At 56.0% G+C, this 16,163-nt stretch carries 14 protein-coding genes; 3 read left to right on the top strand and 11 right to left on the bottom strand.

Annotation, left to right across the window (positions count from 1 at the left end):
• Positions 1–21 precede the first annotated feature (21 nt).
• The 4 genes from M8318_RS12915 to soxR all read right to left on the bottom strand — a co-directional run bounded on the left by M8318_RS12915 (position 22) and on the right by soxR (position 4,873).
• Positions 22–1,668 carry a Na+/H+ antiporter gene (locus M8318_RS12915; protein WP_106993948.1) on the bottom strand — a complete coding sequence of 549 codons (1,647 nt, stop codon included), beginning with the start codon at positions 1,666–1,668 and terminating at the stop codon, positions 22–24.
• Between the two features lie 151 nt (positions 1,669–1,819).
• On the bottom strand, positions 1,820–3,169 hold the full coding sequence (gene ghxP / locus M8318_RS12920) for a guanine/hypoxanthine transporter GhxP (protein ID WP_262663038.1): 1,350 nt from the start codon (positions 3,167–3,169) through the stop codon (positions 1,820–1,822).
• 298 nt (positions 3,170–3,467) lie between these two features.
• The gene (locus tag M8318_RS12925; protein WP_262663039.1) at positions 3,468–4,139 is read right to left on the bottom strand and encodes a glutathione S-transferase family protein; all 672 of its coding nucleotides are present in this window, start codon (positions 4,137–4,139) and stop codon (positions 3,468–3,470) included.
• A 275-nt stretch (positions 4,140–4,414) separates the two neighbouring features.
• Positions 4,415–4,873 carry a redox-sensitive transcriptional activator SoxR gene (soxR, locus tag M8318_RS12930; protein ID WP_262663040.1) on the bottom strand — a complete coding sequence of 153 codons (459 nt, stop codon included), beginning with the start codon at positions 4,871–4,873 and terminating at the stop codon, positions 4,415–4,417.
• Positions 4,874–4,971: 98 nt separating this feature from the next.
• Between soxR and soxS the strand changes: the two genes are divergently transcribed.
• Positions 4,972–5,298: a superoxide response transcriptional regulator SoxS gene (gene soxS / locus M8318_RS12935; RefSeq protein WP_039031951.1), complete on the top strand. Its 327-nt coding sequence runs from the start codon at positions 4,972–4,974 to the stop codon at positions 5,296–5,298.
• Here the strand turns inward: soxS and M8318_RS12940 are convergent.
• Entirely contained in the window at positions 5,295–6,881 is a 1,587-nt protein-coding gene (locus M8318_RS12940) for an EAL domain-containing protein (RefSeq protein WP_262663042.1), read from the bottom strand. The genes soxS and M8318_RS12940 overlap by 4 nt on opposite strands.
• A gap of 331 nt (positions 6,882–7,212) precedes the next feature.
• Complete coding sequence (locus M8318_RS12945; RefSeq protein WP_408612245.1) at positions 7,213–8,607, bottom strand: GGDEF domain-containing protein; 1,395 nt, start codon at positions 8,605–8,607, stop codon at positions 7,213–7,215.
• Positions 8,608–9,156: 549 nt separating this feature from the next.
• Here M8318_RS12945 and M8318_RS12950 point away from each other — a divergent pair.
• Entirely contained in the window at positions 9,157–9,438 is a 282-nt protein-coding gene (locus M8318_RS12950; RefSeq protein WP_262663044.1) for a YjcB family protein, read from the top strand.
• A 64-nt stretch (positions 9,439–9,502) separates the two neighbouring features.
• Here M8318_RS12950 and ssb1 read toward each other — a convergent pair whose 3' ends face one another.
• Entirely contained in the window at positions 9,503–10,036 is a 534-nt protein-coding gene (gene ssb1, locus M8318_RS12955; protein ID WP_106993941.1) for a single-stranded DNA-binding protein SSB1, read from the bottom strand.
• Between the two features lie 249 nt (positions 10,037–10,285).
• Here ssb1 and uvrA point away from each other — a divergent pair, with 249 nt between their 5' ends.
• Positions 10,286–13,111, top strand: a complete 2,826-nt coding sequence (uvrA, locus tag M8318_RS12960) for an excinuclease ABC subunit UvrA (RefSeq protein ID WP_262663046.1) — start codon at positions 10,286–10,288, stop codon at positions 13,109–13,111.
• Here the strand turns inward: uvrA and M8318_RS12965 are convergent, their stop codons facing one another.
• The 4 genes from M8318_RS12965 to tyrB all read right to left on the bottom strand — a co-directional run bounded on the left by M8318_RS12965 (position 13,112) and on the right by tyrB (position 16,099).
• Positions 13,112–13,465, bottom strand: a complete 354-nt coding sequence (locus M8318_RS12965) for an MmcQ/YjbR family DNA-binding protein (protein ID WP_262663071.1) — start codon at positions 13,463–13,465, stop codon at positions 13,112–13,114.
• 2 nt (positions 13,466–13,467) lie between these two features.
• Positions 13,468–13,884 carry a secondary thiamine-phosphate synthase enzyme YjbQ gene (locus tag M8318_RS12970; protein WP_166181304.1) on the bottom strand — a complete coding sequence of 139 codons (417 nt, stop codon included), beginning with the start codon at positions 13,882–13,884 and terminating at the stop codon, positions 13,468–13,470.
• A gap of 115 nt (positions 13,885–13,999) precedes the next feature.
• Positions 14,000–14,713 (bottom strand): acid phosphatase AphA, encoded by a 714-nt coding sequence (gene aphA / locus M8318_RS12975; protein ID WP_262663049.1) that lies wholly within the window; start codon positions 14,711–14,713, stop codon positions 14,000–14,002.
• Between the two features lie 192 nt (positions 14,714–14,905).
• A complete protein-coding gene (gene tyrB, locus M8318_RS12980; RefSeq protein WP_262663052.1) occupies positions 14,906–16,099 on the bottom strand; it encodes an aromatic amino acid transaminase in 1,194 nt (397 codons plus the stop codon).
• Positions 16,100–16,163 lie beyond the last annotated feature (64 nt).

A 16,163-nucleotide genomic window follows, 5' to 3' on the forward strand; every position in this document is an offset into this window, starting at 1 on the left:
GCGCCACCGGGCAACAAACAGCTACTGCTTCTCTATCAACAACGCTTCCATCAGATCGAGATCGTGCAGTAGCTTCTGCAGCGTCTCGTTGCTGATCTCCCGGGTAGCGCGCAGGTGGTACAGCTCCGCACGTTCAGAGCGCAGCGCGGCCAGACGGAAGCGGCGCTCGAGGTTCTCTTCCATCAGCGAGCTTTCCACGTCGTTGCGGCCATCCGCACGGCGGCGCAGGTTACCAATCACCCGCGAACTCACCTCTTTCAGCAGCTGGTTATCGATGTTCTCTTCGGTGTCCGCGGCCAGACGCTCCTCCATCTTCTGGATAGCGACAATGGCGACTTCAGCGGTTGCCGCCCGGGCAATACGCGCCTCTTTATGCTGCTGAACGTGATCGCCCACCTCCATATGTTGCAGCAGGATCGGCAGCATCACCACGCCAACAAACAGTGAGAACAGGATCACCCCTGCCGCCAGGAACACCAGCTCGTAGCGGGCCGGGAAGACGTCGCCGGTCGGCAGCAGCAGCGGAATGGAGAGCACACCGGCGAGGGTGATGGCCCCACGTACCCCGGCGAAGGTTGAAATCAGCAGTTCGCGCGTGGTCCAGGAGCCAAACTCCATCGGTTTCTTTTTCAGGAAACGCATGCTGAAGTTTTTCATCGTCCACAGCCAGCCGAAACGCACCAGCATCAGCGCGGCGTAAATCAGCACGATGTCGGTAAACAACATCCAGGTTTCGACATTCGGGTCGGCCTCGGCCGCCACCAGCGAGGACTCGAGGATCCCCGGCAGCTGCAGGCCCAACAGCAGGAACACCATGCCGTTAAAGACAAACTCCAGCATCGACCAGGTGCTGTTGGCGCGCAGGCGCATCGCCAGCGGCGCACGGCGCATAACCCCGGCGCGGGTGATGGTCATCCCGGCCGCTACCGCCGCCAGAATGCCCGACACGCCAAGGTGTTCCGCAATCAGGTAAGAGGCGAACGGCAGCAGGAACAGCAGCACGATTTGCGTGGCAGGCTCGTCGCCCCCCCAGCGGCTGAGGAAGCGCAGCGAGCGACCGTACAGCCAGCTCACCACGAAGCCGGCAATGATGCCGCCAATCGCCACCTTAAAGAATTCAACGGACGCCCCACCGATGGTGAAGACCATGGTGCCCATCGCCACGGCGACGGCAAATTTCAGCGCCACCAGGCCAGAGGCGTCGTTCATCAGCGCCTCGCCCTGCAAAATGCCCATGATTTTCTTCGGAATGCGTCCTTCACCGACGATCCCGGACAGCGCCACGGCATCGGTGGGTGAAAGCACTGCTGCCAGCGCAAAGGCCGGTATCAGCGGGATCCCCGGCACCACCCAGTAGATGAGAAAACCAATCCCCACCACGGTGACAACGACCAACGCCAGCGCCAGGCCGAAGATCTCGCGCCCATGCTCGAGAAACTCCCGCGTCGGCGTTTTCCAGCCGTCGGCAAACAGCAGAGGTGGGATAAACAGCACCAGAAACAGTTCGGGATCAAACTCGACATGCAATCCGAACGTCGGCCACGCCAGCAGAGCACCGATGGCGATCTGCATCAGCGGCAGCGGTAACTGGAAGGGCAGTACGCGGGTTACTACCCCGGAGAGGGAGACCAAAAGGGTCATGATGAGTATTGTGAAGAAGATTTCCATGCGTTCCCTGTTTGCGAGATTTCTGTACGTTTACATCACTGGCATCTTGCCACAGTGTATCTCCTCCAGAGTAACGCATAAGGCAACAAGATGTGTTCCGAAAATAAAAACGGGCGGCCTGAGCCACCCGTCTTTTTACGCAGTTGACAGCTTAGATAGCCCAGCCGCCCGCGTAAAATGCCACCAGCGCCACGGCAATCACCACCGTACCGATGTTCAGCTTACGCCATTCACCGGAGACAACGCGCCCGATCACCAGCGAAGCGAAGCCGATCATGATGCCGGTAACAATGTTACAGGTCAGAACGATGAACACCGCGGTGATCAGGCCGGCCATCGCGTCAACGAAGTCGGCAAAATCAATTTTCGCCACGTTGCTCAGCATCAGCAGGCCAACGTACATCAGCGCAGGGGCGGTCGCGTACGCCGGCACCAGATACGACAGCGGAGCGAGGAACAGGATCAGCAGGAACAGCACGCCGATGGTAACCGCCGTCAGACCGGTTTTACCGCCTGCCGCCGTACCCGCCGCAGATTCGATATACACGGCTGCCGGCGCGGCACCCACTAAGCCCGAGAAGACGCTGCTCAGGGAGTCGGTGGTCAGCGCTTTGCCGCCATCGATAATCTGACCGTCTTTATCCAGCAGGTTCGCCTGGCCCGCCACCGCGCGGATGGTGCCGGTAGCGTCGAAGACCGCGGTCATCACCAGCGCCAGCACGCTTGGCAGCACCACCGGGTTCAGCGCGCCCATGATATCCAGGCTGCCAATCAGGGAGTTGCCGTTTTCATCGCTCAGGGATGGCATGGCGAACACGCCGGAGAAGTGCACCGCCGGATCGAAAATCAGCCCCACAACCGAGACGCCAATGATGGTCAGCAGGATGCCGCCCGGCACTTTCAGCTTTTCCAGACCGATGATCACCGCCAGGCCAATCAGCGACATGATCACCGGGAAGCTGGCGAAATTACCCAGCGCAACCGGCAGACCGTCCAGTGGGTTTTTGATCACTAGACCTACGCCGTTGGCAGCAATCAGCAGCAGGAACAGGCCGATACCGATCCCGGTGCCGTGCGCAACGCCCTGCGGCAGGTTGCGGAGGATCCAGCTACGGATACCGGTGGCAGAGATAATGGTAAACAGCACACCCATCAGGAACACGGCGCCCAGGGCTACCGGGACGCTGATCTGCTGACCCAGCACCAGGCTGAACGCGGTAAAGGCGGTCAGCGAGATGGCGCAGCCGATCGCCAGCGGCAGGTTGGCCCACAGACCCATCACGATGGAGCCCACACCGGCCACCAGACAGGTGGCGACAAAGACCGCCGCCGGTGGGAAACCGGCTTTGCCCAGCATGCCCGGGACCACGATCACCGAGTAGACCATCGCCAGGAAGGTCGTCAGACCGGCAACGATCTCCTGACGCACGGTACTGCCGCGGGCAGAAATTTTGAACATGGCGTCGAGTGAACCGCCGGTACGCGCAGATGGCGTAGACATAGAAAACATCCCCTGAAAATTATTATCGTCGTCAGTCAGCGTGATGGACACTCCACGACCAGCGAAACGTCTTATCCCTGTGCTGCGTTTATGACAAAGAGGGGCGTCATAAAAAAAGCAAACGTTTAGCTTCGCGCTGACAAAACGGGTGTTGAATTAAAGGCAAACGATTATCCGGCTTAAACATGGGCGTTTTCAACTGAACTTTGCCGTTTTTCGCTAATTTACCTGCGGGGTGGTGAAGAAGTAGACAGAGTATGCGCAAACGTTATCGTGAATGCGCAATTTGATAACATTTTCAGGACGCGACGGGGATTTCAAACGGACCGCCCTGCTGGATCGCCCGCTGCCAGGCCGGACGCATTTCGACATTTTTCTTCCACGTCTGCAGGTGAGGGAGATCGTCGATGCCGCCACGCTCCAGCAGAGCAAACACCGGAAAACTCATCTGCACATCCGCCATGCTGAGATTCTCCCCGGCAAACCAGCGATGATCCTTCAGCCAGGACTCCAGAAAACGGGCGTGGGTTTCCAGCTGGCGATTGAGGTACGCCTTTTGCACCCCCTGCCCCAGCACTTTGCCCAGCGAGCGCAGGCCAAACGGGATCGGCGGTTTACCGAGGCTGGAGAAAACCAGCTTCATTAACAGGAGCGGCATCAGAGAGCCTTCCGCGTAATGGAGCCAGAAACGGTAGTGCAGTTTCATCTCGCGATCCTGCGGCTTAAGCTGCGACCCGGGATCGTAGGTCTCCTGCAGATATTCGAGGATCGCGCCCGATTCTGCCAGGATCAGGCCGTTATCCTCCAGCACCGGGGATTTACCCAGCGGGTGGACTTTGCGCAACGCGGCGGGTGCCATCATGGTTTTATCCCGCTGATAACGTTCAATCTGATAAGGCAGAGCGAGCTCTTCCAGCGCCCAGAGCACGCGCTGGGATCGGGACTGGTTGAGGTGGTGGACCTTAATCATGGTTATCTCCAGTGGGGCTTGTTCACTAACTATAGAAAATTGCACAACCTGGCGAAAAAATTTTGCCGAGATTTTGCGCTGTGGCGCTGGCAAACCCGGGCTCCCGGCCTAGACTTAAATTGTCAGCACAAACCGGAACCTCCAAAGCATGCTCGACTGAGGGGTGTTGATGTCGGGGGAAACCCTCCTGTAAACCAGCGGGATAGAGAGAAAGACAAAGACCGGGAATAAACTAAAGCGCTCAGTTGTGGCGCTTTAGTTTTTTATGCGTCGGGCTAATCCTCTTCCAACAGCCGCGCGCCGGTGCCCTGCTCGCCCAGCTTATCGCCAGGGTTACGCAGCGGGCAGTCGCTGCGCGACAGGCATCCGCAGCCAATGCAGCCGTCAAGCTCGTCCCGCAGCGCCTCCAGGGTATGAATGCGCCGATCCAGTTCGTCGCGCCACTGGGAAGACAGTGCCTTCCACTCCTTCGCACTCAGGGTATGCCCCTCCGGCAGGATACCTAACGCTTCGCCAATAGTGGCCAGCGGGATGCCGATGCGTTGAGCAATCTTAATGATCGCCACGTAGCGCAGCACGTCGCGGGTATATCGCCGCTGATTGCCGGTGTTGCGAATGCTCTTAATTAACCCTTTGCTTTCATAGAAATGCAGTGCTGACACCGCCACGCCGCTGCGCCTTGCCACCTCGCCCGGCGTCAGCAGCGGTTTAATCCGCGGTAATTTCTTTTCCATAAAACCTCTTTACCTCAAGTTAACTTGAGGAATTATACTCGCCCGCAGACAAAACGACGAATTAACCGATACAGGTGTAACCAGAAAGAGGCTGCTCTATGTCGCATCAACAAATTATTCAGACACTTATTGAATGGATGGATGACCATATCGATCAACCCTTGAGTATCGATGTGGTGGCAAAAAAGTCGGGTTACTCAAAGTGGTACTTGCAGAGAATGTTCCGCGCCGTTATGCATCAGACGCTGGGCGAGTACATTCGTCAACGCAGATTATTGTTGGCGGCTCAGGCGTTACGCACCACCCAGCGCCCTATTTTTGATATCGCCATGGACCTGGGCTATGTCTCCCAGCAGACGTTTTCCCGCGTATTCCGCCGCGAGTTTGATCGCACCCCCAGCGACTATCGTCATCAGCTGAATTAGTGGCTGTGGGCGAGTGATGGCGTGACAGGCTGTTGCTGCCAGGTCATGAAATCCTGCGGCGACATGGCCTTCGCGAAGTGCCAGCCCTGACAATACTGCACGCCGCGCTTGTTCAACCACGTGACCTGTTCCGGTGTTTCCACCCCTTCGGCGATGGTTTTTAAGCGCAGGCTTTGGGCCATTTCAATAATGTGTTCGACGATCAGGTGGCTGGTGCTGTTGGTGGTCAGCGTGTCGATAAAGGATTTATCGATTTTCAGGATATCGACGTTCAGCGAGTAGAGGTTGTGCAGGTTGGAATAGCCGGTACCGAAATCATCGATCGCCACTTCATATCCCGCCTGACGAAACGCCTGAATGACCGGCGTCGTTTTCGGCACGTCGATAAACCCGCGCTCGGTCACCTCGATTTTGATTTGCTGGGCCCGAACGTTGTAGTGGCGGGCTTTGTCGCTGATCATCGCAATCAGGCGTGAAGAGTGGAAATCCGTGGCCGACAGGTTAATGGAGATATAGATATGCGGGTTGCAGGCCAGGAAAGGGCCCAGATCGCTGAAGACTTCTTCCACCACGTAGTCAGTGATGCGCTCGCTCATGCCCTCTTCTTCTGCCAGCGGGATAAATTCTACCGGACTCATCACCGGGCCGTTAAAACCTGGCCATCGCAATAGCGCCTCCGCCCCGACACAAACATTGCTTTTAATGTCGATAATCGGCTGGTAGTGCAGGCAAAGCTGTCTTTTATTTAATGCCCGATGCAATAAGCGACCCGGAGAGTTAAATTCGCGTCGCGTTCTCGACCACATCAGTAAAATAATAATGCTGCTGATCATTCCCAGCGGCAGGGTTAATGTCGCCTGATGATAAAGCACTTCATAAAAACGCTGATTCGTCGTGGAGACAATGGCGGCAATCGGCCGCTTGTCTGAACGAACAATAGTATAAAAACGGCCTTCATTCTGGAATGCGTGATCGTTCTCGCCAATCAGCGTTTTTAATTCGTTTTGATTAGCCTGCTCGCTAACGGAAAAAAAGGCATTGGTCACCGTATCAAATACGCCCCACGCCAGAGAGCGATCCGAAGACATTACTTCGCTATAGGTCAGAGGGTTAACGACCACCACATAATGACCTAACTGCATATAGATCATTCTATATCCCTCATAAAAGGGCGTGTCGCGGTAATAATAGATAGAGACGTCTGGCTGGCGTTGGTAATTGGCGGCGGAAATTGTATAGGGGTCCGCGGGGGTGCTCATCGTTGAGCAAAGAAATTGACGGCCATCCGCATACAATAGATCGGCAATGTAGAGCCGACCGCGGACGATATTTAACATATATTGCCGGTGTGCCGGCGTGCAAATATCGCCCGAATACTGTTCTGCAGAATGACGAGCCAGCTCAACCTGCTGAATGACCAGTTCAGTTTTATCTAAAGCGAGTTCCGCAAAGGATCGAAGCTGGCTGCTTGTTTCGTTAACCGCGCGTTGCTGGGCAAACCATAGCGCAAGCATCACAGGTAGCAAAACTACCATGATAACCCCGACTATCCTCAGCACCTTGTCCCGTGCGCTACGATTCATTTCCGCCCTATATCCCTGCTTTTGATGTGCCTGTAATCTTGAAGGCCGGATGCTTTGCTAAACAGGTGATTACGTTGCATGAATCATGCGAAGTTAGCAACTGACTTTTAGCAGCAATAACCTAATATTTAGTTATGCCGATAATATTTGTCCGTAAGCCAAACTGAAAGTATTCGTTTCCTGTGTATTAAGGAAAATAATTACCGGGAACGAAAGCCCGGATAACTCAACAGAATGTCGTCGATTAAGTCAAACTACCGACAGCGTGAAAAAAGCGCAACTTCATCATGAGATTTTGTGCTATTTATCCCATGATAATGATTAAAGTGATTTATAAATAATCAACCGCGACGATTGTTTTTCCTCTTCCCGCACGCTTGGCATCATAAAGTGCCTTATCTGCGCTAATGAGTAGGGAGGAGGTATCGTGCTGTTTGTCGCTCACCTCCACCACTCCCGCGCTAAAGGAGAGAGTCAGCCTCCGGCTGCCGACGTTAAGGGGCGTGATGGACAGCGCCCGGCGCAGTCGGGTGGAGAGCCGCACCGCCGCGTCGCTGCGGGTCTTCGGCAGTAGCAATAAAAACTCCTCTCCACCTACCCGCCCCAGCGCCGAGCCTGGCGGGATCAACCCCCGCAGGCAGTCGCAGAAGTGCACCAGGGCGGTATCCCCCACCAGGTGACCCCACTGGTCATTAATCTGTTTAAAGAAATCCAGGTCAAACATCAGGACCGAGAAGTGGCTGTCGATCTCCTGCCGCTGGCTGACCTCCAGGGCAGCGGCAATCTGCTGCAGGATGGCAAAACGATTTAAGCAGCGCGTCAGATCGTCGGTCGTGGCCTTCATCTCCAGCTGCCGCTCCACTTTTTTGCGGGCGGTGATATCGAGCCCGATATTGAGGATCGAGCCGTCCGGCAGGGAGATGTTCGACCACAGGATGGTCAACTGCATCCCGTCCCGGCGCACCGGGTGCCATTCGTACATGTCGTTCAGTGGGGTGGTGTTAACCGACTCGTGGACCCGGCGACGCACCTCCGGGTCAGAATAAAACAGCGCCAGCGGATCGGCATGAGCGTTGATCTCCGCCATCGTCCAGCCAAACACCTTTTCGCATTCAGCATTCCACAATACGCAGCGGCTACTCCGGTCGAAAGAGTTCATCAGCACCGGTGCCCGTTCAAACAGCGTTTTGTACTGGGCGATCACCCGCTGCATCTCTTTTGCCGTACGTTCACGGGCCACCAGCCCGGTGACAAAATCCTTCAGCTTTTCAACAAGGATAATCACCACCTCTTTCAGCACGGTGAGGGTGCTTTGCGGTTGCGTAAACCCGAGGAAGAAGTAGCCGTGCTGATGCGGGGCCATTTTACACAGCACTCCGCACTGTAGCTGGTGATGTCCCGGATGCCCGGGAGGAAATATCAGCGTGCCGGTATTCTCTTTCCAGCCGATTATCTGCCATGAACGGGGATGACGTTGCAATAACTGGCTGGCAATAAACCCATTAATTTCCAGCGGATGGCAGGTTAATTCCCCGGCACTGACAAACTGCGGCTGGCCCGTATCATCCTGCATCATCATCCAGCTGAGCTGGGCACCAAAGGTATGATTAATCGTCTCCAGCAGCGACGTTAAGGTCGCATGGGATGATAATTTTGGCATTAATTTAGCTAATGCGTGCAGGGCCCAGGTACTGTCATTAATATTTTCTCGATTTACTTGCTTCATTGTTTATTCGTAGCTCATTAACGAGACAGAAATACCGCAACGAATTAATCAGGAATAAAATGATATTCAGCCAGCATACATTAATGTGACTGCCTTACCGGGACGCGTGTGTAAAATTAAAATGACAAAAAAATAATAAACAGCAAAAGACGTTCAAGCCTGATTTATTTATTACGAACAGAGTAAGCAACCGCAAGAAGCATAAGCTATAGCCCTGAGGCTGTAAATATTGTACATCGCCATCCGGCCTGTACATGTTTTCTTATCCCAATGAATTCTCAGCAAAGTTGTCATAAATAGACCGCTTAGCAACCTAAATATATATTTATCGCCACTATAACCTTTTAAATAATGTGGTTAAAAATAGCCATTTTTATGCATCTGCCCAGTGGCGAATAAAAGAACAAATGTGATACAGTTCACATATCTTATGCAACAAGGAACATTGTTTCATTGTTGTGAGTCTGAGCCTGCCGATAGCCAGTTTGCCACAGTGTGTGGGCAACGTCGCGCTATACCCGGCGGCGGTTATCGTTGAGGATCGTTTTTATGGCAGCTATTACCACTGGCGTTGTGTTTGCACGCTGGGAGTTGTTAAGCGCGGTGCTGATGTTTCTGGCCAGCACGCTGAACATTCAGTTTCGTAAATCAGATTACACGGCGCTGGCGGTGATCAGCACCTGTCTCGGTCTGGCGGCGGCATGCTGGTTCGCCACTGGCCTGCTGGGTATAACCCTGCTGGATATGGCTGCGGTCTGGGGCAATGTCAAAACGATCATGGTTGAGGCGATGAGCCATACGCCACCCGACTGGCCAATGATGTACACCTAGTGAATATAAAAAAACCCAGACCAGGTCTGGGTTTTTTGTGGTTGCGAAACGCAGGTTCTGAGTATCAGAACGGGATATCGTCGTCGAAATCCATTGGCGGTTCGTTAGACTGCGCGGGTGCAGACGGTTGCTGCTGCGGACGAGACTGCGCGCCGCCGCTGAACTGGTTGCCGCCCTGTGGCTGCTGAGGCTGACCCCAACCGCCCTGCTGCTGCTGCTGACCGCCACCTGCTGGTGCGCCACCGCCCTGACGGCCACCCAGCATCTGCATGGTGCCGCCGACGTTTACCACCACTTCGGTGGTGTATTTTTCTGCGCCAGCCTGATCGGTCCATTTGCGGGTACGCAGCTGGCCTTCGATATAGACCTGGGAGCCTTTACGCAGATATTCACCGGCCACTTCGGCCAGTTTGCCAAACAGCACAACGCGGTGCCATTCGGTCTGCTCTTTCATCTCACCGGTCGCTTTATCACGCCAGGATTCGGAAGTAGCCAGCGTAATGTTGGCCACTGCACCACCACTCGGCATATAGCGTACTTCCGGGTCCTGGCCCAGATTACCGACGAGAATCACCTTGTTTACGCCTCTGCTGGCCATGATCGTGTCTCCTGAAAACTTGTCTGAATAGTGTAAGCGCGCGAGTGTACCATTTCCACGTGGTCTTTCGATAGTTTCGAAGCATCTTCCAGAGTTCTCACGAAGGTTACATTGTTGCACAAGTAATCAGAAGATGCATTCCAATACTGTATATCCAGCCAGTTCAATTTGTGTCATAATTAATCGTTTCTGCCGGTTGTCCTTCAAACAAACCAGGCATTCCGTGTATCTACCTACCGGGAAAGGTGAATGGATAAGATAGAAGTTCGGGGCGCCCGCACCCACAATCTCAAGAATATCAACCTCGTCATCCCTCGCGACAAACTGATCGTCGTGACCGGGCTGTCAGGCTCAGGCAAATCATCCCTGGCTTTCGACACTCTGTATGCCGAAGGTCAGCGTCGTTACGTTGAATCGCTTTCTGCTTACGCGCGGCAGTTCTTGTCGCTGATGGAAAAGCCGGATGTCGACCATATCGAAGGGTTGTCGCCGGCTATCTCCATTGAGCAGAAGTCGACCTCCCATAACCCGCGCTCCACCGTCGGGACCATCACCGAAATCCATGACTACCTGCGTCTGCTGTATGCCCGCGTGGGTGAACCGCGCTGCCCGGACCATGATGTCCCGCTGGCGGCTCAGACCGTCAGCCAGATGGTGGATAACGTGCTGGCGCAGCCGGAAGGCAAACGCCTGATGCTGCTGGCGCCAATCATTAAAGAGCGTAAAGGCGAGCACACCAAAACGCTGGAAAACCTGGCCAGCCAGGGTTATATCCGCGCCCGTATCGACGGGGAAGTGTGCGATCTCTCCGATCCGCCGAAGCTGGAGCTGCAGAAGAAACACACCATCGAGGTGGTGATCGACCGCTTTAAGGTGCGTGACGATCTGACCCAGCGTCTGGCAGAGTCGTTCGAAACCGCGCTGGACCTTTCCGGCGGTACGGCGGTGGTTGCCGATATGGACGATGCGAAAGCGGAAGAGTTGCTCTTCTCTGCCAACTTCGCCTGCCCGATTTGCGGCTACAGCATGCGCGAGCTTGAACCGCGTCTGTTCTCATTCAACAACCCGGCCGGTGCCTGCCCGACCTGCGACGGCTTGGGCGTGCAACAGTATTTCGATCCTGACCGGGTGATCCAGAACCCGGAGCTGTCCCTTGCAGGCGGCGCGATCCGCGGCTGGGATAAGCGTAACTTCTACTATTTCCAGATGCTGAAGTCGCTGGCTGAACACTACAAGTTCGACGTCGAAGCGCCGTGGGGCAGCCTGAGCCCGACCGTGCACAAAGTGATCCTGTTCGGCTCTGCGAAAGAGAACATCGAGTTCAAATACATGAACGATCGCGGCGATACCTCGGTGCGCCGTCATCCGTTCGAAGGCGTGCTGCACAACATGGAGCGCCGTTACAAAGAGACGGAATCCAGCGCGGTACGTGAAGAGCTGGCGAAGTTCATCAGCAACCGCTCCTGCGCCACCTGTGACGGCACCCGCCTGCGTCGCGAAGCGCGCCACGTGTATGTTGAAAACACGCCGCTGCCGACCATCTCGGACATGAGCATCGGTCATGCGATGGACTTCTTCAATAACCTGAAGCTCTCCGGACAGCGGGCGCAAATCGCCGAGAAAGTGCTGAAAGAGATCGGGGATCGCCTCAAGTTCCTGGTTAACGTCGGCCTGAACTATCTCACCCTTTCCCGCTCGGCAGAGACCCTGTCCGGCGGAGAAGCGCAGCGTATCCGTCTGGCGAGCCAGATCGGCGCGGGCCTGGTGGGGGTGATGTACGTGCTGGATGAGCCGTCTATCGGCCTGCACCAGCGCGACAACGAACGCCTGCTCGGGACGCTGATCCACCTGCGTAACCTCGGCAACACGGTGATTGTGGTTGAGCACGACGAAGACGCCATCCGCGCGGCCGACCACGTGATCGACATCGGCCCGGGGGCTGGTGTCCACGGTGGCCAGGTGGTGGCGGAAGGGCCTCTGGACGCCATTATGGCGGTCCCGGAATCCCTGACCGGCCAGTACATGAGCGGTAAGCGCAAGATTGAAGTCCCGCAACAGCGCGTGCCCGCCAATCCGGAAAAAGTACTGAAGCTTACCGGTGCGCGCGGCAACAACCTGAAAGACGTGACCCTGACCCTGCCGGTCGGCCTGTTCACCTGCATCACCGGTGTCTCGGGTTCCGGTAAATCAACGCTGATTAACGACACCCTGTTCCCGATTGCTCAGACCCAGCTGAACGGGGCAACCCTGGCTGAACCAGCGCCGTATCGCGAGATCCACGGCCTGGAGCACTTCGACAAGGTGATCGATATCGACCAGAGCCCGATCGGTCGTACGCCGCGTTCCAACCCGGCGACCTATACCGGCGTGTTTACGCCGGTACGTGAACTCTTTGCCGGCGTGCCGGAATCGCGTTCGCGCGGCTATACGCCGGGCCGTTTCAGCTTTAACGTTCGCGGCGGGCGCTGTGAAGCCTGTCAGGGCGATGGGGTGATCAAGGTCGAGATGCACTTCCTGCCGGATATCTACGTGCCGTGCGACCAGTGCAAAGGCAAACGCTATAACCGCGAAACGCTGGAGATTAAGTACAAGGGCAAGACCATCCACGAAGTGCTGGATATGACCATCGAAGAAGCGCGTGAGTTCTTTGATGCCGTTCCGGCGCTGGCGCGTAAGCTCCAGACCCTGATGGATGTTGGTCTGACCTACATTCGTCTGGGCCAGTCGGCGACCACCCTGTCGGGCGGCGAGGCGCAGCGCGTGAAGCTGGCGCGTGAGCTCTCCAAACGCGGCACCGGTCAGACGCTGTACATTCTGGATGAGCCGACTACCGGTCTGCACTTTGCTGATATCCAGCAGTTACTCGACGTGCTGCATCAGCTGCGCGATCAGGGCAACACCATCGTGGTGATTGAGCACAACCTGGACGTGATTAAAACCGCGGACTGGATTGTGGATCTCGGTCCGGAAGGCGGCAGCGGCGGCGGCGAAATCCTGGTTTCCGGTACCCCGGAAACCGTCGCGGAGTGCGAAGCCTCGCACACGGCCCGCTTCCTTAAACCCCTTCTGAACTAGTCAGACTGACAGCTGCTGCCGGGTCATCTCCGGCAGCAGCGCTACCGCCTGCTTGTAAGAGGCATCCACCAGATAGTAAATCTGCGAATCCGGTATCGATCCATCCAGATAGACCGTGCTCCAGTGCGCCTTATTCAGGTGCTTGCTGGGACGCACGTCGGTATGCTGCTGGCGCAGCAGATCGGCTAGTTCCGGGCTGGTTTTTAGCGCGGCCGCCGGACGCCCCTCCACATCTTTCACCATCGCAAACAGCACGTCTGCGACCTTAATCTGGGTTGCCTTCCAGTCGCTGTGCACGCTTTGCTCCGCACCCGGCTTATTCATGCAGTACTGAAGTATCTCCGAAATTGTCATCATTATTCCCCTTGTAGCGTCGCGATAATGGTGCGCGAACCGCCATGGATACGGTGTTCTCCCAGCCAGATCCCCTGCCAGGTGCCGAGCTGCACGCGGCCGTGATTGACCGGCAGCAGCAAAGAGACGCCCAGCAAGGAGGATTTAATATGGGAAGGCATGTCGTCTGGCCCCTCGTCATCATGTTCCCAGCGGGCATCGTCGGGAACGGATTTGAGAAAATGCTGCTCCATATCGGAACGGACGGTGGGATCGCAATTCTCGTTGAGGGTGAGAGAGGCTGACGTGTGTTGCAGCAACAGATGCAGTAAACCGACCTTGATGCGGGATAGATCGCGGATCTGTCCGAGGACCTCGTCCGTCACCAGGTGAAAACCTCGGGACCTGGCGCGCAGGGTCAGGGTTTGCTGATACCACATGTGCTGCTCCGTTCTACAGGATAATCACTCTAAGTGTGCAGCAATACGACGAAAGGTAAAACCCGTAGCGAGTAAATCTGCTTAAAAAAGCGTCTTTCCTGCCGCGATAAGGTACTCAGTATTCTGAATTGACGATCACCTCTTCGCCAAATGCCCCGGCCTGCGGCAGCGGTTTGTACGTCGAGTTGGAGGCGCGCAGCACCCGAATACCTCTGGCTCCCGCCTCGCGAGCGGCAATGATATCGCTGTCGGCGTCGCCGTAGTAAATCTTGACCTGTTTTTGCTCCATCCACTGGGCTTTGTCGTTTCTGCCAGACTTCCCACCGGCAAAAATAACCGGGTTCATGGCCGCGGCGGGGATCAGAAAGGCGTCCTGCAACGCTTTGGTGACGGATTCGGTTTTAGTGGGATGACGCCCGGTAATAAACCAGATCCTGTCGCCACGCTTAACGTGCATGGCAATCAGCGCGCGGGCCACCTCTTTCGGAATGCTGAACTCATCCCAGCCGTTGTTCATCTGCTGCCAGAAATCCGGGTTTTTCAGGTAATCGTCGCTGTCCGGCGACCAGCTCTTTTTACCCCGCCAGAAGCCCGGGCTGGAGAACAGCACGGTGTCATCAATATCAAATCCTACCGACATGGGCGCACGCCCCATCAGGCTGTTTTCAATCTGGGCCACGGACACCCAATGGATTGGGGCCTGGTCGGCCAGGCTGGCGGCATTGGTGCCGATGTAGAGTGGTGGAGGTGATGAGGGACGCGCCACCGCCGGGTGGCTGAGTGAGAGCAATAAGCAGACAGCGCTGAGCGCCTGTGTGATCTTGCGCATATTTTCCCCTGAATATTCAAACCGTTATTTTTATTTTGAGCAGATGGTCAAAAACCACATCGAAAATAACCGTAGCCGGAGGGGAATGAAAGGGAATTCTTTTTATAAGCCCTAATAAAAAGAGGGATATCACAATGCGGGATTTTACCCATTCCGGCCCCCTCGAAAAAGAAGGAGGCCGTGAGTAAGTACTTACATTACAGCGGCAAAGGCCTGCGCCACGCGCTGAACGTTGCTGCTGTTCAGGCCCGCCACGCACATGCGTCCGCTGGCAATCAGGTAGACACCAAACTCATCGCGCAGGCGATCCACCTGCTGCGCGCTGAAGCCGGTATAGCTGAACATGCCGCGCTGCTGCAGCAGGTAGTCGAAGTTGTGCCCCGGCACCGCCTCTTTCAGCACCTCGACCAGCGTCTGACGCATGGAAAGGATACGGGTACGCATCGTCTCCACTTCCGCCAGCCATTCGGCTTTGAGCTCGTCATCGCCCAGCACGGTCGCCACCACCTGCGCACCAAAGTTTGGCGGGCTGGAGTAGATACGACGCACGGTGGCTTTCAGCTGGCCCAGCACGCGTCCGGCGGCATCCTGGTCTTCGCAGACCACCGACAGGCCACCGACACGCTCGCCATACAGCGAGAAGATTTTGGAGAAGGAGTTGCTGACCAGCGCCGGCAGGCCTGCGCTGGCGATGGCGCGAATGGCGTAGGCATCCTCTTCCATTCCGGCACCAAAGCCCTGATAGGCAATGTCGAGGAACGGGATCAGGTTGCGGGCCTTCAGCACTTCAATCACCGCATCCCACTGATCGTTGGTCAGATCGGCACCGGTAGGGTTATGGCAGCACGGGTGCAGCAGCACAATGCTGCGCTCCGGCAGGGTGCTCAGTTTTTCCAGCAACGCGCCAACGCGCACGCCGTTGGTCTGATCGTCAAACCATGGGTAGGTGTTAACCGTGAAGCCCGCGCCTTCAAAGATGGCGACATGGTTTTCCCAGGTCGGATCGCTCACCCAGACAGCGGATTCCGGGAAATACTTGTGCAGGAAGTCGGCACCTACCTTCAGCGCGCCTGAGCCGCCCAGGGTCTGGATGGTGGCAACGCGCTTTTCCACCAGCACCGGATGATCTGCGCCAAACAGCAGCGGAGCAATGGTGTGACGATAGCTGTTCAGCCCTTCCATCGGCAGATAGAGCGACGCACCGTGCGGCGTGGCATTGAGACGTGCTTCGGCTTTGGCCACCGCCTGCAGCTGCGGAATAATGCCTGCTTCGTTGTAGTACAGACCGATACTGAGATTAACTTTATCGCCCCGGGGATCTTCTTTAAAACGCTCCATTAAGGAGAGGATGGGGTCGCCAGCATAGGCGTCGACTTTCTGGAACACGCGATGGTTCTCCGGATAATAATGAGGCAGGGAATTCAACAATAAACCGGAAGCGGAAGAAGAT

The organism is Leclercia tamurae, assembly GCF_025566055.1.
Lineage (GTDB): Bacteria > Pseudomonadota > Gammaproteobacteria > Enterobacterales > Enterobacteriaceae > Enterobacter > Enterobacter tamurae.